Origin of the sequence: Enterococcus hermanniensis (assembly GCF_001885945.1) — a bacterium.
Lineage (GTDB): Bacteria > Bacillota > Bacilli > Lactobacillales > Enterococcaceae > Enterococcus_A > Enterococcus_A hermanniensis.
Genome location: NZ_JXKQ01000002.1, coordinates 1 through 22,504, shown reverse-complemented (window position 1 = coordinate 22,504; position 22,504 = coordinate 1). Strand labels below are relative to the sequence as shown.

The window sequence follows — 22,504 nt, the reverse complement described above, 5'->3', positions numbered from 1 at the left end:
TACAATTTTTCCTTAATAAAATAAAAGAGCTGGTAAGGGGAAAATAACCCTACCAACTCTTGCGTTTTACTTCTCATAGCCAAATAAATTTAAACGTCCCGAGATATACTCACCTAAATAGACATCATGAATTCGCTCAAAACCTTGTTGAATCACTTGTTGTTCAAGCCAATCTACATCTTGATTGATCAATTCTAAAACATCCAAGTTTGCTTGTCCATCTACGATAATCGGATATTTGATATTTTCATCACCAAATTCGATCAACGTAAGTTGGCCATTTTGCTCTAACACAGCTCTTTTGATTTTTTCAACTTCATAAATACCGTTTGCTCTTAATTTGAACATCAATTCATTGGCAGATATCCCGTTTCTTAGACAGTCCCCTACATTTACCCGACCGTTTTGGATCAAAGTGATTGGTTTACCATCGACGATAAATTTGATATAACGATTGTGCTCTTTTGCAAATTTTAAAATCAAAACTAACAGTGTCCAAATGATCAGAACTAAAACAAATTGAACCACGGTGATCGATTCATTATAGATGACGCCACCAATAATTCCTCCTAAGACATAATTTTGGACTTGATCCATCGCAGATGAAGGTGCCAAATTTCCTTTTCCCATCAAATTGATCTGAAAAACTAGACAAATAATTCCTAAAGTCAGTTTAATAATAATTGGATTATACAATTGCATGTTCATCGCTCCTTATTTCGTATAATTTACGTTTTTGTCGATCAAATAGCTTTCAGTCAACGTATAGGAGCTTTGGTCATTGCTCAATGTTACTTTGAAATATTTCTTATCGATTTTGACAATGATGCCATCTGAAAATTGCGTCGCATTGACAAAAATTTCCTTTGAATCTACTTTTTCTTGGGCTGCTAATCGTTTAACAAAATTCACCATTTGTGATGATTGAGAATGTTTTGTTTGGTTTGATCGATAGTCTGTATACTGAACTCCCAACGCAAACATCAATATGAGAAAGAAAATGATACTCAAATCTCGGTATTTGGTTTGAATCCGATGGCGCATATACAACGAAAAAACTAAGATCAAAATCAATAATGAACCAAATATAATTAAATATTTTAAATAATCATTGATGTTCGATTGCCGTTCTAAATAATCGATGCCATAAAAAGTCATCTTACGTTCCTCCAATTTATCTTATTAAATTGTTTATAAAAACTTTTTTAATCATATAGCAAACAAATAGAAAAAGTAAGTGATTTATGCCGTTTAATAAAAAAGCATGATCACTATATTGATCATGCTTGCTGAATAGATACTTATTGTTTTATTGCTTAACGGGCTCAGAGAAACTTAGTGCTGTCGGTTTAGCCGCATAATCTGCCATGTTAGCAAACAATTGTTTCAATAATGGACTTTGATTATGACGTTCGATTGCGGCTTGATTTTCCCAATTTTCGATCATCACAAATTGATTTTTTGCTTCAACAGACTCATACAAATTGTAACTTAAGCAGCCTTCTTCCGAACGAGTTGCGGCAATCAATGCTGTCACTTCTGTTAAAAATTGCGCTCTTTTTTCTTCTTTGATATAAAATGTTGCTTGAATGATTTTCATAATTATTCTCCAAACTCTATTTAAAGTCAGTAATTTTTTCAGCTGCTAATCGTACAGAAGTATAACCCATTTCTTTTGCTTTACCGATTGAAAGGATCATAACTGGTACATAACGTTCTTTATCTAATCCAAATGCTTCAGCTAATTGATCTGCTTCAAAACCACCGATGGGATTTGTTTCATAGCCGTGTGCTCGAGCAACTAACATAAATTGCATAGCGATCAAACTTGAATCGATTTTTACCACATCATTCATTTGTGCTTTCGTTAATTTTTCATAATGAGGGATAATGGCAGCTAACTGTTGGTCTCTAACTTCTGCAGGCATCTTACCTTCTTCAACTGCTTGGTTATAGATTTCTTCCCCGTATTCATGACAATTCATATCCCCAAAAATCAAGACCATCGCAGAAGATGAATCATTTTGACGCGTATTGAAACGAATCAATGGTTTTAATTTCGCTTTTTCTTCATCGCTTTCAACCACGACAAAACGCCAAGGTTGCATGTTGACTGATGATGGAGCAGTGGCTGATTCTTGGATCATCTCTAACATTTCTTCATGTGAGATCTTATAATTTTCGTCGTAGACACGAACGGATTTTCTTCCAAAAGTGATATCTGAAAAATCATTGTTTACTAAGTTGTTTGACATATTCCATTCCTCTTTCATTTAACTAATTTTGTTAGTAGACGCAATAATACTTCTGCTTCTTCTGACTCTAACGGTAAATCGATTGCTTCCGGCTTTGTTGTATGGTTTTCTTCACAGGTCATTAGGTCATTCAAAGCGGTATCAGTGATCGTCACTAATACTTCTCGATTATTCTGTTTATTTCTTTCGCGTGTCACATAGTCTTTTTCTTCTAATATTTTTAAATGCCGAGTAACAGCCGCACTATCGATCAGTAATTCATTTTGCAAAATAGTCTGCGTACACTGCCCATGCTCTTTTAAAAACATCATCAACTCATAGCGAGTAAGACTAAAACCTGTTTCTTTCTCAAATTTAGTGGTCATCTCTTGATTCGCAAGTTTTAAGCGATAAAACAACTTACTGATTTCTCTAAGCTCCATGGGATTCTCCTCTCTAAATTTGATTCATCAACAATTGACTAGTCAACTATAAACGAAAAAAATAAAATTGCAAAGACTTTTTTGTAATTTTTTACAAAAAAGTCTGCAGTTTTATTTCGACTACTAAATTTTTTTTATTTAGCTACGCCCGCCTCTGCCACTCTGCCGGCATCGTCAAACTGTTCCGACATGTTTATACTAAATGAATGAACTTTCGGAATAGCTTTTGATAATAAATAAAATTTACCTGATGTTTATCTATCTCATTACGCAACTACGTATACAAAAAAAGCATCTATCTTACAAGAAGTGTAAAATAGATGTTCTGTATAATTTTTTTAATTAATTGGATAAAGTTTAGCGAATTCCCAATGCAATTCGTGCATAACGGCTCATTTTATCAGTTGTCCACGCTGGGTACCAAACTAATTTGACTTCGACATTCTTGACTTCTTCAATTTCGCCTAGTGCTGATTGGATATTTTCGGTTAAAATATCAGCTAATGGACAGCCCATAGTTGTCAATGTCATTTTTACGACTGTATTTCCTGTTTGTTCGAAATCCACTTCATAGATCAAACCTAGATTGACGATATCAATACCTAACTCAGGGTCGATAACAGACTCTAAAGCGGTCAAAATATTTTCTTTTATTTCTGCAACTTCTGCTTCAGTATACTTTTGTGTATTTTCTTCCATTCGTTCCACTCCCTTTTGAGTTTCATCAGTATTTTACTCTATCTATTAAGTTTTGTAAATGAGAATTAGTCCGCTTTGATTCTCATTTATAAATCTTTAGTTATTGGATTTTTAGACTTTTTCATTTGATTTTGTTGGTCTTCTGTTAAGAAAGCCCCTACTACTGAATCTGTCGCCATAATATTGGTAAACGAGGTTGGGTCCACATCTGAAACGACTTGTTTTAAGGTGTACAATTCATAACGCGTCAAAACAATCATGATGACTTCTCTTTCTACTGAGCTGAATCCGCCTCGCCCAGGAATAACCGTCATCCCTCTTAATAATTCATTACTCAGCGCGCTACACATTTCTTTGCTTTTACTCGTAGTGATAAACGCTGTCATTTTTTGGTGGCTTGTATGGATAAAATCAACCACACTACTCATAGTAAAAATCGTAATAATTGTATACAGTGCACTTTCCCACGTAAAGAAGAATCCAGCCACAACAACGATCATCCCGTTCAATAGCATCATATAATTTCCAACCGTCCGACCAGTTGTTTTTGACAACAACAATGAAACAATGTCTAATCCGCCGGTCGTAAAACCAAATTTTAAGGAAAAGCCAGCACCGATACCTAATAAAACACCACCAGTAATCGCATTCATTAAAACGTTATCAGTTACTTGTCCGACAGGAACCAGTGTCGTGAAAACAGACATCGAGATCACGTTGGCAAAACTTAAGATCATTGCTGATTTTCCTAATTTAATAAAACCTAAAATAAATACTGGAACATTCAAAAGAAAAATCAAGATCCCTGTATCAATTGAAAAACCAAAATTTAAAAATAAGTGTCCTAAAATCTGTGCGATCCCGGTCATACCTGCTGAAAATACATTGGCTGGAATTAAAAAATAATTCAATCCTACCGCACCGGTCAAACCGGTAAACAAAATGACGATGATTTTTTTCGCCATGTCCTTCGTTGTATAATTGATAACTCGTTGCATCCGCTAATCCCCCTTTAAATAGAAACCTCTAATAGAGTAACAGATTATTTTAATATTTAGCAATCATTCTCAAAAACTTATTTGAGAATAATCATGGCTTTCTTATCATTTTTTGATAAACTATAAGAAATAGCGTTGCATAACACTTCTACTGTCTAAAATTTCAGAATATTGTGTGATTGCATTGGTCTACCATAACAAAAATTTCATTCTAAAATTCATAATCAAGGAGGATTTCCATGGCAAAAGATGCAAGTTTTGATATCGTTTCTGAGTTAAATAAAGAAGAAGTTAAAAATGGGATTCAAATCGCTTTGAAAGAATTAAAAAATCGGTTCGATTTTAAAGGTAGCGTTTTTGATATTACGCTTGAAGGGAATCAATTAGTGATCAAGGCCGAAGATGACTACAAAATCGAACAAGTCAAAGATGTTTTGTTTAGTAAATTGATCAAACGTGGTGTGCCACTCAAGAATATCCAATTCTCTGACTCCGAACATGCGCTTGGGGGAAATGCCCGCCAAACAGCTGACTTAGTTAGCGGTATCGATAAAGACGTAGCTAAAAAAATCAATACTGCCATTAAAAACAGTAAGCTAAAAGTAAAAAGTCAGATTCAAGAAGACCAACTTAGAATCACTGGTAAGAATCGAGATGATTTACAAAAAGTTATCGCCTTAGTAAGGGATCTTGACTTACCTGTAGATATACAATTTACAAATTATCGCTAAAAAATAAGCTAAAACAAAAGGTAAAATTACTTTTGTTTTAGCTTATTTTTATTTGTTTTTAGAATTCCAAAACCGCTTAGCTGTTCGCTCTACTGCCGCTGGCCCATAGATCACCTTTCGATCTGCCCAACTGACGGGTAATAATTTTTGATAATGTGGATTTGTATAACGCTGGTCTAGCAGTAGAATGATTCCTTGATCCGACATTGTGCGGATAACACGTCCTGCTGCTTGAATGACTTTATTCATTCCAGGCAGTTGATAAGCATAACTAAATCCTTGACCTCTTTTTTCATCATAATATTCTTTGATCAGTTCTTGTTCATGGTTTACTTGCGGCAATCCTACACCAACAACGATTGTCCCAATCAAACGCTCGCCAACTAAATCGATTCCTTCAGAGAATATTCCACCTAAAACACAAAAACCAATCATTGTCTGTTCTGGCTGATCAACAAAAGCTGCTAAAAATTCTTCACGCTCTTGTTCATTCAGCTTAGACCCTTGAATCTGGATCGTATATTCTGGATAAGCCTCATGAAAATAAGCTACTACTTGATCTAAATATTGAAAAGAAGGGAAAAAAACCATATAATTACCTGTTTTTGTACTGGCCAATTTTTCGATTGAAGCAGCAATTTTGGGAATACTTTGTGTGCGATTTTGATAGGTAGTTTGGATACCTGCATCCACCATCACTAACCGATTATCACTGGGAAATGGACTCAGCAATCGATAGGTTAGACTCTCCTCGCCCCCACCTAAAACTTCTTGATAATAATCTAGCGGTGAGAAACTAGCTGAAAATAAAATGCTGCTCCCAACTTTATCCATCGTCTGTTCTAAAAACCAAGAAGGATCGATACAGTACTCCTTAACAATCAAATCATAATTCTTAAATTCAACAGTCGTTTGATAATGGTCATCATACAATTCACTCATTCTAGTAAAACGGATAATCTCAAAATAGACTGGCAACATTTTTTGTTGGATTGGATGATCTGGGTTTTCAGCCAACCATTCTTTGATTCGTTCTTGTAATTTGAATAAACTATTGATCAAACTTTCCGGTGCGGCCGCTTGGTGATGATACGCTTCTCCATCTAAAGATTGATAAATCAATTCAAATTCATTATCAACCTTTATAAAAGCTTTTTTAAGTTTTTTAAAAGTTTTATCCAAATCGTCGCTAATACTATCAAGATTCTTACGTGAAATACTTGCAGAGTACATTTCTTTTGAACGATTAACTAAATTATGCGCTTCGTCAACCAGCACTAAATTCGTTTTGTTTTCTTCTTCAAAAAAACGGCGGAGATAAACTGTTGGATCATACAAGTAATTATAATCTCCAATAACTAAATCACTGAAGCGACTAATATCTAATGATAATTCAAAAGGACACAATTCATGTTTACGCGCGTATTTTTCGATCACTGGTCGTGTATATTGATCGTCGTTATTCAACATATCCCATAAGCCATCATTGACTCGGTCATAATAGCCATTAGCAAATGGGCAATGTTCCGGTGTACAATTTCGTTCTGTCAAAAAACAAATTTTGTCCTTCGCAGTCAAGGTCACACTTTTAACTCGTGCTTCTTTTTGTGTAATTTTTTTAACAGTCTCTTCTGCAACTTGACGAGTAATTGTCTTTGCAGTCAAATAAAAAATTCGTTCCCCTAAGCCTTCGCCCATCGCTTTAAACGTTGGAAAAAGTGTCGACATCGTTTTTCCTGTCCCAGTCGGTGCCTCAACATACAGTTTTTGTTGCGCGTGAATAGTTTTATAAACTGCTGCAGCTAGTTCACGTTGTCCCGCACGATAAGCATCAAAAGGAAATACTAAATCCTTTAAAGAATCGTTACGTGTTTCTCGCCAATCCATTTGAAAGACTAACCAGTTTTCATACTTCTCAATTAAGTCTTCGAAAAAATTTTTCAGTTCAGCAAATGTAAAAATACGGATCTGATAAGTGATTTTTTCTTCGATTGTTTGATAATACGTTAAACGAGTTCCAATTTGAGTAAGTTCTTCTTGTTCACTATATATGTAGGCGTACACCATCGCTTGATTAAAATACAAGTTGATAATGCCTTCTTCTAATTCTTCAAAAGGTGTTTCAGAAGTCTTGATCTCATCGATATAAACTTGGTCATCTTCGATATAAATACCATCGGCACGCCCTTCGATTTGAACCGTTGCATTGGCAATTTCAAGTGGTTTTTTCAACCAAACTTCTTTTTGATAACCTTTGCCAGCTTCTTTTTGTAATTTGCGATGAATACGTGCACCTTCTTGTGGAGTATGATTACTATTTTCCCCCTCATCGATACTCCCACTGCGCAAAATAAATTCTACCAGTTCACGAATCGCAATCTTTCTGACTGTCACCTGTTCACCTTCTTGCACGTTAATTTACTAAAAGTAATTTCTTTAGCTGTTCAACCATAGAAGATTTTTGCTTTATCGTCAAGTTTTACTCTTCTTCATCTTTATTTGTAAAATAGGCTAAAAATTTCTGAAAAATAATTGTTTTGATACCCATTTTTTCGTAGTTTTCAAGAATCGAATGAAGCTCCAACATTAAAAATGACAAATAAAAAGCATATAAAAGTGCACTCCCAATCTGTAAAGGAATCAAACTAGACACTGGTAAGAAGAATAACAACAATAAAATACTAGCAATTTTACGTAACAAACCATTGATCCCGATTTTTGATGAGAGTTGTTTTAAAATTTTAGCGGCAATCAACCCAGTCAATAAATCTAGTAACATTGCTACAGATATCAAAGACAATACAAATAATAAACGTGGTTCTGCTTCGATCATTTTTACCCAATCATTCATGTGCTTCTCCTCCTCCATCAAACTAACGACTATTTCTATTTCATCGTTCAATAAGTGAATTGGAATCGTTTATCTTTTTAGCTTTTAAGGTATAATAGAAGAGAAATCATTACTATTTACAATAAAATAGTTAATGTCTATACGGACTTAGATGATTAGTAGTTATACTAGGAGGAAACTAATGATTCAAATTGAAGGTTTTGTAACTGGCAGTGTCCAAGAAAACTGCTATTTGATTTACAATGAACAACATTTATTGATTGTTGATCCAGGATCTGAAGGTGAACGGTTGATACAAGAAATAAAACGGATTGGTAGAACGCCTCGGGCGATTCTTTTGACACACACTCACTACGACCATATCGGTGCAGTGGAACAATTACGTCACCAATACTCGATTCCCGTATATGTGAGTCCACTTGAACAAACTTGGTTAAGTAACCCAATTTTAAATTTATCTGGCCTTGGTAGACATGATGATCTTCCCGATTTGATCGTACAGCCGGCAGAATATGAATTCGAGTTAAAAGAGTATACGATCGGCGATATGACTTTCCAAGTCGTTCCAACTCCAGGCCATTCTATTGGCAGTGTCAGCTTCATTTTCGATGACTTTGTTGTCGTAGGTGATGCTTTATTTAAAGGCAGTATTGGTCGGACGGACCTACATACTGGCGATCTTCAACAATTGTTATACAGCATCAAAACCTATCTTTTCACCCTTCCTCGTGAATTGCCAGTATATCCTGGTCACGGAGAAGCGACCACGATTGGTCAAGAAATCGATACAAACCCGTTCTTTAACTAATCAACTTTTTGGAGGTTATAAATATGACAGAAACAAATCTTTATATTGTGCGACATGGTAAAACAATGTTCAATACACTGGCTCGCGTTCAAGGCTGGTGCGATACCCCGCTAACTAAAAGTGGGCGTGCGGGTATTCAATACGTTGGGCTTGGTCTACAAGATACAAAGTTTGAAGAAGCATATTCTAGTGATTCCGGTCGTGCAATTGAAACGATGCGAATTTTACTAGGCGAACATCCCGAAGGCAAAGATATTCTTTACCACGTTGATCCACGTATTCGCGAATGGTGTTTTGGCTCCCTTGAAGGTGGCTATGATGCAGAAATGTGGGGCGTATTGCCGCGTGTATTGAACTTCCAAACAGAAGATGATTTGTTTGCTACAGATGTTACTTTTGAAGAAATTGCAAATGCGATTGAAGTAGCTGATACAGCTAATTGGGCAGAACCTTATGCACAATTACGTGATCGCGTTTGGAATGGTTTTGAAGATATTGCTCAAAATCGCGAAAAAAATGGCGGCGGAAATGTTTTGATTGTTTCTCACGGATTAACGATTGCGTTTCTATTAAGTTTGATTGATTCAAAACAACCTGTCCGTGCCAACCTTTTAAATGGAAGTATCAACCGCATCAAGTACGAAAATGGTGAATTCTCCATTCGTGCAATCAACGATATCAGCTATATGGAACGTGGGAAAACAATTTTAGATCAAACGAAAGAATAAATAGTACTTTATCAAACGACTAGCCTAGTACTAGTCGTTTTTTCTTATATAAAGCTTAGCGATTTTCCGATGGTTTTTTTTTTAGCAAAACGGTATACTGATTGTTGTTACTAATTTGAAAGGACGTATACTATGCTTATTGCCAATATTTTTAAAGCAATCATTCTCGGAATCATTGAAGGAATCACAGAATGGTTACCGATTTCATCTACGGGTCATTTGATCTTAGCAGACGAATTTATCAAAATGAACATGAGTTCAGCCTTCACTGAAATGTTCAATGTCGTGATTCAATTGGGTGCTATCTTAGCGGTAGTCGTTTTATATTTCAACAAACTAAACCCTTTTTCTTACAGTAAAAATAATCAAGAAAAACGCGATACATGGTCACTTTGGTTTAAAGTTATCATTGCTTGCCTCCCTGCAGCTGTTATTGGGATTCCAGCTGATGATTTTTTGGAAGCACATTTTCATAAGTTTTTACCGGTAGCAATTATGCTGATTGTTTACGGGATTGCCTTTATTATCGTTGAACGAAAACATAAAAATAAGCCCGCTAAATTTACAACATTAAATGATTTCACTTATAAAGCTGCTTTGCTTGTTGGGGCTTTCCAATTACTTTCGTTGATTCCTGGTACTTCTCGTTCAGGAGCAACCATTCTTGGAGCAATCATCATCGGCTGTTCACGTTATGTCGCTACTGAATTTTCTTTCTTCTTAGGTATTCCAGTGATGTTTGGTGCCAGTGGTTTGAAAATTGTTAAATTTTTAATGAATGGAAATACTTTTGGATTGTCAGAAACGATCGTTTTATTAGTTGGTATGGTTACTGCTTTTATCGTATCGATCGTCGCAATCAAGTTCTTATTGGACTATATCAAACGCAACGACTTCACTGTCTTTGGTTGGTATCGAATCATTTTGGGGATCATTTTAATCGCCTATTGGTTAATCGCTATGTAAGATCTGCATTTATGCAGATCTTTTTTTATTTATAACAATTATAATTTACATCCATACTCAACGATCCAATCAAAATCCCAAATATCCCCCTTAAATCCATCAAATGCTAATGATAATCATTATCGTTACTAACTGATAATCACTTTCGTTCTCATTTAGCATATTTTATTATCAATTGGATACCTATTCGTGCTAGGATAACTATTGAAAGGAGGAATCGGTATGAGCAAAGAAGAACGCATGGCTTTTCTCTCAACTCTATTGTGTCTCGGATTATTGATTCTTGGTAAGATATCAATGGTTTTTAGTCAACCAATCTATCCACTCTTTTTTGTTGTTGCAATTATCAGCGGCGGTTGGAAACAAACGTATGAAGGAATTAGTGAGTTAATCCATGATAAGACTTTAAACGTCGATTTATTGATGGCTTTAGCGGCCATTGGTGCTTGTTTGATTGGAAATTGGTTTGAAGGTGCGATGTTGACTTTCATTTTTTGTTTGAGTGGTGCTCTTGAAGAATACGCCACGAATAAGAGTACCAAAGAGATCTCTGCTTTACTCAATGCAGCACCTAATGAAGCGGTAAAGCTAATTGATAATCAACACGTCATTGTCCCTGTCGAAGAACTAGTTGTGGGTGATAACGTATTTGTTGCTAAGGGAGCCGCCATTCCGATCGATGGATTGATGCGTTCTGCCTCTTCAATCGACGAAGCAGCAATTTCTGGTGAATCGATTCCGGTCGAAAAAAAGATTGGCGATGAAGCCTTTGGTGGAACAATCAATCTTGGACAAGCATTTACCTTAGAAGTAACTAAGACTAGTGATGATACATTGTTTGCCCAAATTCTGCGTTTAGTTAAAAATGCACAAAATGAGCAAAGCATCACAGCGACATTCATTGAGCGAATTGAAAATGTTTATGTCAAAGTGGTTTTAATTGCTGTTCCTTTAATGATTCTGTTCACTCACTTAGCTTTGGGCTGGGCATTTACAGAAAGTTTTTATCGCGGTATGGTTTTACTAGTCGTAGCTTCCCCGTGTGCCTTGGTGGCTTCTGCCACACCTGCTACATTAGCGGCGATTTCCAACGGAGCAAAAAAAGGGATTTTATTTAAATCCGGTAAAACATTAGAAAAATTAGCTGATTTACAAGCAGTATCGTTTGATAAAACCGGAACATTAACACAAGGAAAACCACGTGTTACTGACTATCAGACATTTACTGAAGATCCTTTAGTTCCAAAATTATTATTTTCAATGGAACGTCAGTCAAACCATCCGATTGCCAAAGCAATTACTCAATTTTTCAACCGCGAAGAAAGTGTCTCGGTTGAAATTACTGAAGTTGCTGGTGCTGGTTTAGAAGCAACCTATGACACTAAAATTTGGAAACTAGGTAAACCAGTCTCTTCGATGAACCATTCATTAGTCATAAAATGGCATGAAGAAGGCAAAACCGTCATTAGCTTAACTTGTAATGACAACCTCGTTGCTCTGCTTGCTTTGATGGACCTACCAAAACCTTATACAAAAGAAGTGATTGAATATTTTTCAGAACAAAATATTCAGACAACAATGTTAACTGGAGATAATGTTGGTGCTGCTGCTTTTGTTTCCCAACAGCTAGGACTGACTGACTATCATGGTGGCTGCTTGCCTGCTGATAAAACTGATTTAGTGAAACACCAACAAGAAACATTCACTGTGAACGCTATGGTTGGTGATGGTATCAATGATGCTCCTGCTCTAGCCACCGCGGATATCGGTATCGCCATGGGTGAAGGAACAGATGTTGCAATGGAAGTGTCAGATATGGTACTAATGAGAAATGATTTAACAAAATTTGTCTACAGTCATCGGTTAGCTAAAAAAATGAAGCGCATCGTTCGACAAAATATTGTATTTTCTTTGTTAGTCATCATTTTATTGATCAGTAGTAACTTCTTACAATTTTTAACTCTTCCGTTAGGTGTTGTCGGTCACGAAGGTAGTACGATTTTAGTGATCTTAAATGGCTTAAGAATGTTGATTCCGCTAAAAGATCCGATCCAGTCTCATGAGACAGAGTGTCAAGATTGTCCACTTCATCAAAATATACAGTAAGATAGGTAAATAATTTTAGTGAAAGTGCATTTTCTATTTTATTTTCTGTTAAGGAAAAAAACTTGTCACGATTTTATTGCATTGAAATGCTGCTTTATGTATAATGGGTAATGTTGAATTGTACGGCTATAACCGTATAAGTCTAAATCCGGAGGTGAAACCCATGCCAAACATTGAATCTGCAATCAAACGTGTTCGTACTAGCGAAGCTGCTAACGCAAAAAACTCATCACAAATGAGCGCAATGCGTACTACTGTTAAAAAATTCGAAGAAGCTGCTGCTGCTGGATCTGATAACTTAAACGATCTTTACAAAGAAGCATCTCGAGCAATCGATATGGTCGAATCAAAAGGTTTGATTCACAAAAATAAAGCAAACCGTGATAAAGCACGTCTTGCTAAAAAATTAGCTAAATAATAAAAACCGATCGTATGATCGGTTTTTTTGTATCTTTCATTTCGCTTAGCGAGTAACTTCACTCTCCTGCTTTTTCATTTGGATATAGTGATCGATTTGATTGGCAGCGATTTTACCAGCACCCATTGCTAAAATAACTGTTGCCGCTCCAGTAACAATATCTCCCCCAGCAAAAATACCTGGAATCGAAGTTGCACAAGTTTCTTCATCTGCATCGATGTATCCCCATTGATTAAGTGCTACTTTGGGAAAAGTATCTAATAATACCTTATTCGCACCTTGTCCGATCGCTTCAATCGCTGTGTTTGCTTCAATGATAAATTCACTATTTGGAACGCTGACTGGGCGTCGGCGGCCTGAATCGTCAGGATCTCCAAGCTCCATGCGAATGCATTTGACCGCTTTTAAATTTCCTTGATCATCGCCTAGATATTCGATTGGGTTAGACAGCCAATGATAGTCGATTCCCTCTTCAACAGAATGGTGATACTCTTCTACTCGGGCAGGTAATTCTTCTAACGAACGCCGATAAATAATGGATACATTTTCAGCACCTAAACGTCTTGCTGAACGCGCCGCATCCATCGCCACATTTCCTCCACCGATCACCACGACATTCTTTACTTTTTTTATCGGTGTATCATACGTCGGAAATTGATATCCATGCATTAAATTGACACGAGTCAAATATTCACTTGATGAATACACACCACTTAATGACGTCCCTTCAATGCCTTGAAATTTAGGTGCTCCTGCGCCAACAGAGAGATAGCAAGCATCATAGTTATCCATGATTTCTTCCATCGTGATTGTTTTTCCAACAACAACATTCGTTTCAATCTTTACACCTTGTCCCACAATTCGGTCGATTTCTTTTTTGACAATCTTTTTCGGCAAACGAAATTCGGGAATACCATACGTCAGTACCCCGCCCGGCTCATGTAATGCTTCGTATATCGTTACGTCATAACCCAACTTAGCCAAATCACCGGCAGTTGTTAATCCTGATGGCCCTGATCCGACTATCGCAACTCGACCTTTATCAGCGCTAGATCTATTAACTTCAAAAGGTTGTTCTAGCGCCCAGTCAGCGACCAATCGTTCCAATTTCCCGATGGCTACCGGTTCAAATTTTTTTGAACGACCTAATCGACAAGCTAGTTCGCATTGTTTTTCTTGGGGACAAACACGCCCGCAGATCGCCGGCAAATTCGTATATCTGCTCAAAATTTTTTGTGCTTGTCCCATTTCATTCTCTTCAATAGCTTTTATAAAACTAGGAATATCGATCATCACAGGACACTTAGTGATGCATGGTGCTTGTTTGCATTGCAAGCATCGCGCTGCCTCTTGTTGGCCTTCTTCCAATGAATACCCGAGTGCGACTTCTTCAAAATTATGAGAACGAATTTCAGCTGCTTGTTCTCTCATCAAAGTTTTCGTGTAACTGCGTTTAGCCATTTCTCATCACCTACTTTTGATATCTTTTGAACGCCGATACTTCTTCTTTTTGATATTGTTTCATTCGCTTACTAAATTCATCCCAATTAACTTCATTGCCTAAAAATTCTGGGCCATCTACACAAGCAAACTTGATCGTATCAGCGATCGTAACGCGACAACCTCCACACATTCCGGTACCATCGATCATGATTGGATTCAACGATACATATATGGGGACTTGATATTTTTGTGCAGTCAATGTACAGTATTTCATCATTTTACTTGGACCAATTGCCCAAGCCTTTACTATATTTTGCTGTTGAAAGATTTTTTCCATTGCATCAGTGACTATTCCAGCCGTTCCTAATGAGCCATCATCTGTCATGATAATTAGTTCATCAGAATAAGTTTGGCATTCTTTTGCTAAAAGAACCAACTCAGCCGTTTTCGCGCCTAAAATAGTCGTCACATGATTGCCTGCTTTTTTCATAGCCTTGATAATCGGAAATAATGCGGCGATGCCCACTCCTCCGCCTACTAATAAAACATTCCCATAATTATCTATTTCGGTTGCTTTTCCTAAAGGACCAACAAGATCTTTTATGTTCTCTCCTGCTCTGATCCTTGCTAATTGGGCTGTTGATTTCCCGATCACTTGAAAAATCAAACGGATCGAGCCCTTTTCTGAATTCGTATCTACAATCGTCAAAGGGATTCGTTCGCCGAATTCATCAATCCGTAAAATCACAAATTGTCCTGCCAAAGCTTTTGTAGCAATTCGAGGGGCTTCAATAATCATTTCTACTTCGGTAGGGGCTAATTCTGAGCGTTTAATCACTTTAAACATATTCTGTCACCTCATTTTCTAACCAACAGCTGCGACTAATGTTTTAACAAATTCAATCAGGGCTTCTTCATCTTCATCATCTGCTGCGTTTTCAATTTTTACGACTTCTGCTGCTTTTTTTGCCCCTGTTTGAGCGAAGGCTTCATCAAAATCAATTGCTGCTTGACAAAAGTAATCTGGATACAGTTCACTATCGCCGGTTCCTACCACACCATAAATTTTTCCTGATAAATCTTCATCTAGCAATTCTTCGTAAAAATCTTCTAAATCAAAAGGGCGCTCTCCGTCACCATCTGTATAAGTTGCCAGAACACAGATATCTGCCTCTTCATAACTAGCTGCTGTAGCATCGTCTGCTTCAATACGCTCTACTTCAACAGTTAATGCTTCAAACGCCTCTTCTAAAATTTCTGAGATTTCTTCAGTGTTGCCTGTATTTGTGGCATAAATAATTTTTGCTACTGCCATTTTGTTCATCCTTCCCAAAATATTTATCTATATACAAGCCGAATTGACTAATATATCGCATTTTTAAGCGCTTTCTTAAATGAATAATGTTATCATACCGCAAATTTGTGTATAAGTGAACAATCGAGGGTTTTTTACTAAAAAAAAAGAGCAACACAAAAGTATTTTCAACTCCTGTCTTGGTCTCTTCTTATAAATAAACGATCGCTAAATTCATGCTCTTTTTTGCTTAATCTGCTCAGTCGTTTTTAAAATAAACAATTGGAAATTTAATTCTTTTTCTGCTTGTCCGGTTTTAACTTCATAATCATTTTCAACTAATTCATCGTACATCGAAACAAGTAAATTTAAAGGAAACTTCGCTACTTGTTGCATCGCTAATTTCACTCGATAAGGATGGACACCTAATGTTTCAGCAATATTTGCTTGCTGATAGCCGATTTTTTGTAATATTTTTGTTTGTAGTAGCAAACGAATCTGCCCAATCAAGATTGCTGTCAATTTGATGGTTTCTTCTCCTTGCAGATGCAATTCTTCATACGTTTGATAAGCTTTACCTGTATCACCTTTTAAAATTTGTTCCGTTAATTCAAAAATATTATGCTCTAACGTTTTAGGAACTAAATCTTCGACTAATTGCAGAGTGATCGTTCCCCCTTCACCAGCTAAAAGTAATAATTTTTCAATTTCGTTCATTGCTTTTGACAAATCAAAATCAGTTAATCTTAAGAACAAGTCGAAGGCTTCTCGTGAAATTTTCACGTTCTCATTACTGATATAACGCTGTAAAAAGTTACGTAAATCTCGCTCTTGAAGTGGTGCGGCATCAATGATTGTCGTTTTTTTCAACGCTTTGGTAGCTTTCTTTCGCGCATCCAATTTAGGATAATTCGCCCAAAAGACCATCACAGAAGTCTCAACTGGCTGTTTCAAATAAGCTAGCAAGCTATCAATATCTTGTTCTTGGCTATTATTCTTTTTTTCTCCAGTTAAAAAACTAGGGTTTTCAGCAAAGATCAATCGATAATCTCCAAAAAAAGGCAATGTTTCCGCCTCATCGATCACGGCTCCCAAGTTAGACTCATCCATATCAAAAGACATAAAATTCAATTCTTCTAAATCATCTATTTTCATTCGATCCATAAATGCTTGGCGGATTTCTTGGACTAAATAATCTTCTGTTCCCGTAACCAAGTAAACTGGTGCTAACGGGGATTGCCTAATTTGTTGAACGGCTTCTTGTGTATTCATGCATTTACTCCTCGTGCGTTTCAATATGACTTATTTTCAGTCACAGCATCTTCTCTGTTTGATAATCAGTTGCTTATTTATGCTAACACGATTATTTCGGAAAATCTATTAAGAATTTCAGTTTTCCTCGCTTAGTTATTGGAGACCACTGATAATAGATCATTCCATTCTGATCTGTTCGTAAGATCTGAATTTGTTGACTAGTTAATTTATCTAATGTCTCTGCTGTCGGATGTCCATAGCGATTATTCCGGCCAACAGAGATAACGGCATATTTTGGGTCAATCGTTTTTAAAAACTGCTCTCCCGTGGAGGTATTGCTCCCATGGTGACCAACTTTTAGGATATCTACTTTTAAGTTTGGATAATGATTGATCAAATTTTCTTCTCCTGTAATTTCAAGATCTCCGGTGATTAAAAAACGTTGTTGATTGACTTCAAAATAAGTAACGAGAGAATCATTGTTCTCACCAGTACTTTTTTGAGGAGAAAGTATCTTTAATTTTAATTTCTGACCAATCTGATCGCCTTGTTTCACTAAATGAATCGTTGGACCGTTGAGTGGTTCCAACAACTTTCTTAATTCCATTTGTGAACCTGCAGCCAAGTATAGATTTCCGACACGTATCTTACTTAGAATATTTTCTAATTCTCCCATATGATCTTCATCATTATGGGTCACAATCAAATGATCGATTTTTTGACAACCGACAGATCGTAAAAACGGGAGTACATTGTAATCTGAGAGGGCTTTTGACTGTCGTCGTTTCCATGGTGCTTGTTTAAAATTCAAACGTCCACCCGTATCGATCAAAAAAGTTTCTTGATTAAACGGTAAACGAATAAACAAGCAATCTCCTTGACCTACATCAATAAAAGCAATCATTCCTCTATAAGAATAAGAAATAGAAAATAGCAAGATCACTGCAACCATGATCAAAAAGTGAAACGTTTGCTGATATTTCAGCCGATCTAGCAAAATGAATAGGATGATTGATAGACATAAAAATACAAGCATACTAGGTTTCCCAATTATCAAATTCGGGAGAGATAATTTTACTAAAAATCCTTCTAGAAATCGTAGAACTCCATCAAATAGCTGTTCTAAAGCGTGAATACCTGGCAGGAAGCACCCAACGAATAGTAGTAAGCAACTAGGCAAAATTACCCATTCAAACAAAGGGAATAGTAAAAGTGTCATCACACCGCCTAGGATCGACCACTCACTGAAGCTATATATTAAAATCGGGATCGCTAAAAAAGTAAACATAATTGCATGCTGCCATTGTTTTAATTCTAAATCAGCCAGGTACAAAAGGATCATCGAAAAGAATAAGCTTAACTGAGCACTCACCGACCATAATGCTAGTGGAAAACAGCTTACTAATAAAAATAGCATGACGCTCCATTGATCAAGCTTAGATAAAACAATATCAAACGTGAGACAACTAAAGGTAATCAAGAAACTAAAAACAGCCCGAATCGTACTATAGCTTCCGCCGGTCAAAGGAATCACGATCAAACTAACTACACAAAGAATAGCTAAACGTGATTCTCTAATTAACCTCAGCCGTTTTAAGAGTACATGCAGCCCACCTAAATAAAATTGGATATGCAATCCTGAAAGTGTAAAAAGATGGAGCAAGCCATTGGCTTTATAGCCATCCATATACTCATTAAATTGCGAATCTTTGTAGCCAATCACTAAGGCTTTGATATAACTTGCTAAATGATCGGAATATCGTTGAGTGATCCGACCAATCAGTCTGTGCCGCATACGGCTGAGACTGCCTTTTTTTGAATGAGTGGGGCTCAACGAATCTGCTTGTAGCGCTTGAGAAATCCCTATACTTTGATAATATTTTTGTTCATCGAAGCCATTTAAATTACGTGCCGCTGAAAAATTTTCGGTCTTTCCACTGATCAGTGCGTAATCAGGGGGCTTCTGACTCGACCAACTCAACTTTTCTTTTTCAGTAGCCAACGTGTAATAGATTAAATACGTTTTTCCATCGATCTGACCATAAAACTTCAATAGGTTTCCATCTATTTTAATGGTATCTACCTGAATGTTTATTCGTTCATTTGCCATTGCTAGGTGATCAGTTGAAAAAGTAGTGACATACAAGTAGGATCTAATTCCGATAAAAAAGCTGCATAAAAAGACCATGATTAAAAGTTTCGGTCTTTTCATACAGCAGATTCGTAGCACTAATACGATTAGTAAAAATAATAGCCAATAATTGAATTGATAGACAAGTGCGCCCAATAAAACGGCGCAAAAAATCGGCAAAATCAAATAATTTCGTAGTTCGTCTATTTTTCCGGCGATGTGGCAGCATCTTCTCCTAATTGCAATTTCGTGAAATATTTGCTTTCTAAATGAACTTGATGAACGCTGGCGCCTACTTGGCTGATTAATTCAATCGCATAAGGATCATTATGATAGTCTTTTAAATAATGGATTTTCTTAATGCCGGCTTGTAATAAAGCTTTTGTACATGCCAAACAAGGAAAATGCGTTACGTATATTTCCGCTTGATCGGTCGCAATGCCTAGTTTTGCACATTGTAATAAAGCATTCATCTCGGCATGGATCGTTCGTAAACAATGTCCGTCGACTACATAGCAGCCATCATCAACACAATGGACATCGCCACTAACAGACCCATTGTATCCTCCCGCGATGATGCGCTTGTCTCTAACGATTGTCGCACCCACTTCTAAGCGAGTACACGTACTTCTTAATGATAACAATACAGCTTGCGCCATAAAGTATTGGTCCCATGGAATTCTTTCTGTCTTCAAGGTGTTCATCCTCTCATTTAGATCTTTCCTATATTGTAATCGAGTCTTTCAAATTTTCAAGCGTCTTTTCCCCGATACCAGATACTTTCATTAAATCTTCAATCGCTTGGAAACTGCCATTTGCCTCGCGATATAGAACAACTATGCCATTGGTTTACAAAGACTGTCATATCAAGCTTTTAAGTCTTTAATTGGGAATAAATTTTGACAGCAAATGACACCCTTTGACAGTTTTTTGCCCCTTTTTTGCCCCTTTTTTTGTCGATTTAAAGATTTGTTCGCTTTACAAAACGGAACATTTGTTCGTATAATTATATTAATATAATTTGAGGAGCGGATAATATGAGAGAGTTTAAAGACATTATTAATACGGATAATATTACTTTTTTGAGCCCTTGGCCAGGTGGTGCGCGCTTTTATTGGAAATATAATGACTTAGATTTTTTGGTCCTTGCAACAGATAATGATGAAGATCACGTTTCAATCTCTCACTCAGATAGGTCTATTAAACCTACTTTAGAACAGATGATTGAATTAAAAAATATATTTTTCAAGCCTTACGAATGCGCCCATATTTACATGAAACAAGATGGAAAAAAACTTTTAGTTAGTAACTGCTATCATATTTATCGTAAACATAATGAAATTGCTTGAACTTTTATTTTGTATCCACAAAATTGAGGAGTGATCGCATGGAGTCAATTACAGGTCTGGTTAGCAAAGTCAAAATATTGAAGTTTTCTGAACGTCCCCTACTGTATTTTAAGTTAGATAATCAGTCGTGTTTGATTGCTGGTCACTCATTGAATTTTCTTGCTGACGTTGCCGACGGAATGAAGATCGTTGTTGGTGGACAATTTAATAGTAGAAAACAGTTTGTGGTGCAGAAATATGCAGTGGTTGGAAAGACAAAAATTATGATGGAATTCGAACAGACGGTGATATAAAATTATTAAATTATGATCTGTCGCTTGATACAAGTATTAGTGTAAGCTATACTTAACTTGACAAATAGCCCGGAATACTTTTTCTCATAAAGGAGTGATATTAATTATGTCAGATTTGAAAAAATTAGCTCAATACATGGTCTATAGTTATGAAATAAGATCAAATTCTCAATTCAATAACAGTGAGTTAAAACTTCAAAAATTGATGTACCTTGCTCAACGAGAAAGTTTAGCGTTAACAAACGAGCCTCTTTTTGACAACGATTTTGAAGGATGGAAATACGGACCAGTTCTTCCTCAATTGCGATTTTTCTTTGAAAACGACTATGCACCCTTTGATCCAGTTAAAGAAAAGTGTTTGTCAGATAAAGAACAATACGTAATTGATAACGTGATAGCTCAATACGGACAATTCGAAGCATGGGCTTTAGCTGATCTTACACATAAGGAAAATTCATGGCTAAAAAGCAGAAATGGTTTGTCTGATAGCGATCATGGTTATAGCCACATTAATGTGGACGACATAAGAGAAGATGCAAAAAAAGTTCGACTTTACGACCATGAATACGACATGTATATTGACGAATTCGAAGACTTTGACGATGAGGTATTAGCCCTATGAGCAGCAATTCCCAATTTATAGGCGAGCTTCGGACATCCCGGTTTAAATACTTTGATGTTAAAACAAATAAGCTGGCTTTTAAAAGCCGACCTGTGCTGATTGTCGGTTGCGAAAAAGAAGTTGGGCCTTGCGACTTTACTGTATTACCGGTTTCTACTATATCTAATCCGGCAAATATTATTCCAGATTTCGATATATTTATTTCTATGCAAGAGTTTCCGACCCTTAATTTATCTCGCGATAGTTATTGCCGAACTAGCAAAGTCTCTACTGTACATTCAAAAGATGTGGGGACTAAAAAAATCGCCACGTTAAAAGATATTTATCCTGAACTATATCACGAAATCCAAACTAAGTTTAACCTATTTTCAAATTCCCTATTTTAATGAGTTTAAAATTGCGTACCTTCTCATAAAGAGGAGGTATTTTTATGTACTTTAAAAATGAAGCTGGCAAAGTTTACTTTTTAGATACACACACTGTTGCTGTTGAAACAGATGAATAGACAGAAACATTTAAATCTTCAAATCCTTTACTTGTTCTGTGGGCGTACGATGACTTTATTTCTATTCTTGTTACGATTGAGAAAGCACAAAAATAAGCCCCCTACTAAAAAGTAGAGGGCTGTTTGTTAGTATTCTTTTATATAGGATTATTTTCATCTAGTTTGATAAGCAACTTGCCGTCATAACCTCTATAATATTTGTTTACTCTACAATAAATTCTCGGTTTATTTTTTTAAATTCATCATCAGAAAACAACTTAGTTATTACCATTTTAGTAAGTTCAATATCTGGATAGTAAACACTGTAGCCTTCATTTAATGAATATAAAATAATTTTCTTTAATTCTTGCAACTCAAGATTATTGAAAAGTATCCTTTCGTTGGTTTTATCCATGAAATCCCTCCCCAAAGTGTGGTATAATATTTATATACTTGAGACACAGGAAGAGCTTTCACTTTTGCGGGTGGGCTCTTTTTATTTTACCATAAATGCCTTCTAATTAAATTTAGAGGGCTGTTTATTTAATTTACTTAATATCGTGATACCAGCGTGTTTCATAAAAGTCTTGATGACCACCAGAAGTATTTCCGTTAGCATCATTGGTTGCACGTGTCATAACAATGACTGATT

26 protein-coding genes and 1 pseudogene are annotated in these 22,504 nt (G+C 36.2%); 10 read left to right on the top strand and 17 right to left on the bottom strand.

Features of this window, described 5'->3' with window-relative positions; translation table 11 throughout:
• Nucleotides 1-66: 66 nt before the first annotated feature.
• From RV04_RS02370 to RV04_RS02340, 7 genes are all read right to left on the bottom strand, one after another.
• Nucleotides 67-702, bottom strand: coding sequence for a DUF421 domain-containing protein (locus RV04_RS02370; protein ID WP_071856871.1), 636 nt, complete (start codon nt 700-702; stop codon nt 67-69).
• Between the two features lie 12 nt (nt 703-714).
• Nucleotides 715-1,158 carry a DUF3290 domain-containing protein gene (locus tag RV04_RS02365; protein ID WP_071856870.1) on the bottom strand — a complete coding sequence of 148 codons (444 nt, stop codon included), beginning with the start codon at nt 1,156-1,158 and terminating at the stop codon, nt 715-717.
• Nucleotides 1,159-1,309: 151 nt separating this feature from the next.
• Nucleotides 1,310-1,600: a putative quinol monooxygenase gene (locus tag RV04_RS02360; protein WP_071856869.1), complete on the bottom strand. Its 291-nt coding sequence runs from the start codon at nt 1,598-1,600 to the stop codon at nt 1,310-1,312.
• A gap of 16 nt (nt 1,601-1,616) precedes the next feature.
• Nucleotides 1,617-2,255 (bottom strand): nitroreductase family protein, encoded by a 639-nt coding sequence (locus tag RV04_RS02355; protein ID WP_071856868.1) that lies wholly within the window; start codon nt 2,253-2,255, stop codon nt 1,617-1,619.
• 14 nt (nt 2,256-2,269) lie between these two features.
• Entirely contained in the window at nt 2,270-2,677 is a 408-nt protein-coding gene (locus RV04_RS02350) for a MarR family winged helix-turn-helix transcriptional regulator (protein WP_071856867.1), read from the bottom strand.
• A 357-nt stretch (nt 2,678-3,034) separates the two neighbouring features.
• Nucleotides 3,035-3,376, bottom strand: coding sequence for a metal-sulfur cluster assembly factor (locus RV04_RS02345; RefSeq protein ID WP_071856866.1), 342 nt, complete (start codon nt 3,374-3,376; stop codon nt 3,035-3,037).
• An 86-nt stretch (nt 3,377-3,462) separates the two neighbouring features.
• Nucleotides 3,463-4,374: a YitT family protein gene (locus RV04_RS02340; protein WP_071856865.1), complete on the bottom strand. Its 912-nt coding sequence runs from the start codon at nt 4,372-4,374 to the stop codon at nt 3,463-3,465.
• Between the two features lie 239 nt (nt 4,375-4,613).
• On the opposite strand from RV04_RS02340, the gene RV04_RS02335 reads away from it, so the two are divergent.
• Complete coding sequence (locus RV04_RS02335; protein ID WP_071856864.1) at nt 4,614-5,105, top strand: YajQ family cyclic di-GMP-binding protein; 492 nt, start codon at nt 4,614-4,616, stop codon at nt 5,103-5,105.
• A gap of 48 nt (nt 5,106-5,153) precedes the next feature.
• On the opposite strand, the gene RV04_RS02330 is transcribed toward RV04_RS02335, so the two are convergent.
• A complete protein-coding gene (locus RV04_RS02330; protein ID WP_071856863.1) occupies nt 5,154-7,499 on the bottom strand; it encodes a helicase C-terminal domain-containing protein in 2,346 nt (781 codons plus the stop codon).
• Nucleotides 7,500-7,584: 85 nt separating this feature from the next.
• Nucleotides 7,585-7,956 (bottom strand): phage holin family protein, encoded by a 372-nt coding sequence (locus RV04_RS02325; RefSeq protein ID WP_071856862.1) that lies wholly within the window; start codon nt 7,954-7,956, stop codon nt 7,585-7,587.
• A gap of 181 nt (nt 7,957-8,137) precedes the next feature.
• Between RV04_RS02325 and RV04_RS02320 the strand changes: the two genes are divergently transcribed.
• From RV04_RS02320 to rpsT, 5 genes are all read left to right on the top strand, one after another.
• Nucleotides 8,138-8,764, top strand: coding sequence for an MBL fold metallo-hydrolase (locus RV04_RS02320; RefSeq protein WP_071856861.1), 627 nt, complete (start codon nt 8,138-8,140; stop codon nt 8,762-8,764).
• A 23-nt stretch (nt 8,765-8,787) separates the two neighbouring features.
• The gene (locus RV04_RS02315) at nt 8,788-9,492 is read left to right on the top strand and encodes a histidine phosphatase family protein (RefSeq protein WP_071856860.1); all 705 of its coding nucleotides are present in this window, start codon (nt 8,788-8,790) and stop codon (nt 9,490-9,492) included.
• 132 nt (nt 9,493-9,624) lie between these two features.
• Nucleotides 9,625-10,458, top strand: a complete 834-nt coding sequence (locus RV04_RS02310; protein WP_071856859.1) for an undecaprenyl-diphosphate phosphatase — start codon at nt 9,625-9,627, stop codon at nt 10,456-10,458.
• A 222-nt stretch (nt 10,459-10,680) separates the two neighbouring features.
• Complete coding sequence (locus RV04_RS02305) at nt 10,681-12,564, top strand: heavy metal translocating P-type ATPase (RefSeq protein ID WP_071856858.1); 1,884 nt, start codon at nt 10,681-10,683, stop codon at nt 12,562-12,564.
• Nucleotides 12,565-12,727: 163 nt separating this feature from the next.
• Nucleotides 12,728-12,982 carry a 30S ribosomal protein S20 gene (gene rpsT, locus RV04_RS02300; RefSeq protein WP_071856857.1) on the top strand — a complete coding sequence of 85 codons (255 nt, stop codon included), beginning with the start codon at nt 12,728-12,730 and terminating at the stop codon, nt 12,980-12,982.
• Nucleotides 12,983-13,027: 45 nt separating this feature from the next.
• Here rpsT and gltA read toward each other — a convergent pair whose 3' ends face one another.
• The 7 genes and pseudogenes from gltA to RV04_RS02265 all read right to left on the bottom strand — a co-directional run.
• Entirely contained in the window at nt 13,028-14,443 is a 1,416-nt protein-coding gene (gltA, locus tag RV04_RS02295; protein ID WP_071856856.1) for an NADPH-dependent glutamate synthase, read from the bottom strand.
• 10 nt (nt 14,444-14,453) lie between these two features.
• Nucleotides 14,454-15,272, bottom strand: coding sequence for a sulfide/dihydroorotate dehydrogenase-like FAD/NAD-binding protein (locus tag RV04_RS02290; RefSeq protein WP_071856855.1), 819 nt, complete (start codon nt 15,270-15,272; stop codon nt 14,454-14,456).
• Nucleotides 15,273-15,290: 18 nt separating this feature from the next.
• Nucleotides 15,291-15,740 carry a flavodoxin gene (locus RV04_RS02285; protein ID WP_071856854.1) on the bottom strand — a complete coding sequence of 150 codons (450 nt, stop codon included), beginning with the start codon at nt 15,738-15,740 and terminating at the stop codon, nt 15,291-15,293.
• A 213-nt stretch (nt 15,741-15,953) separates the two neighbouring features.
• Complete coding sequence (gene holA, locus RV04_RS02280; RefSeq protein ID WP_071856853.1) at nt 15,954-16,991, bottom strand: DNA polymerase III subunit delta; 1,038 nt, start codon at nt 16,989-16,991, stop codon at nt 15,954-15,956.
• 91 nt (nt 16,992-17,082) lie between these two features.
• The gene (locus RV04_RS02275; protein WP_245791031.1) at nt 17,083-19,185 is read right to left on the bottom strand and encodes a DNA internalization-related competence protein ComEC/Rec2; all 2,103 of its coding nucleotides are present in this window, start codon (nt 19,183-19,185) and stop codon (nt 17,083-17,085) included.
• A gap of 122 nt (nt 19,186-19,307) precedes the next feature.
• Nucleotides 19,308-19,799, bottom strand: coding sequence for a ComE operon protein 2 (locus RV04_RS02270; protein WP_143139480.1), 492 nt, complete (start codon nt 19,797-19,799; stop codon nt 19,308-19,310).
• A gap of 28 nt (nt 19,800-19,827) precedes the next feature.
• Nucleotides 19,828-19,941 (bottom strand): annotated as a pseudogene (locus RV04_RS02265) (helix-hairpin-helix domain-containing protein); the annotation flags it as partial.
• A gap of 200 nt (nt 19,942-20,141) precedes the next feature.
• On the opposite strand from RV04_RS02265, the gene RV04_RS02260 reads away from it, so the two are divergent.
• The 4 genes from RV04_RS02260 to RV04_RS02245 all read left to right on the top strand — a co-directional run bounded on the left by RV04_RS02260 (nt 20,142) and on the right by RV04_RS02245 (nt 21,754).
• Nucleotides 20,142-20,453 carry a DUF7694 domain-containing protein gene (locus tag RV04_RS02260; protein ID WP_071856851.1) on the top strand — a complete coding sequence of 104 codons (312 nt, stop codon included), beginning with the start codon at nt 20,142-20,144 and terminating at the stop codon, nt 20,451-20,453.
• A 38-nt stretch (nt 20,454-20,491) separates the two neighbouring features.
• Nucleotides 20,492-20,746 (top strand): hypothetical protein, encoded by a 255-nt coding sequence (locus RV04_RS02255; protein WP_071856850.1) that lies wholly within the window; start codon nt 20,492-20,494, stop codon nt 20,744-20,746.
• Nucleotides 20,747-20,852: 106 nt separating this feature from the next.
• Complete coding sequence (locus tag RV04_RS02250; RefSeq protein WP_071856849.1) at nt 20,853-21,368, top strand: Panacea domain-containing protein; 516 nt, start codon at nt 20,853-20,855, stop codon at nt 21,366-21,368.
• A complete protein-coding gene (locus RV04_RS02245) occupies nt 21,365-21,754 on the top strand; it encodes a type II toxin-antitoxin system PemK/MazF family toxin (RefSeq protein ID WP_071856848.1) in 390 nt (129 codons plus the stop codon). Before RV04_RS02250 ends, RV04_RS02245 begins: the two co-directional genes overlap by 4 nt.
• A 321-nt stretch (nt 21,755-22,075) precedes the next feature.
• Here the strand turns inward: RV04_RS02245 and RV04_RS02240 are convergent, their stop codons facing one another.
• Nucleotides 22,076-22,267, bottom strand: coding sequence for a hypothetical protein (locus RV04_RS02240; protein ID WP_071856847.1), 192 nt, complete (start codon nt 22,265-22,267; stop codon nt 22,076-22,078).
• Nucleotides 22,268-22,504 lie beyond the last annotated feature (237 nt).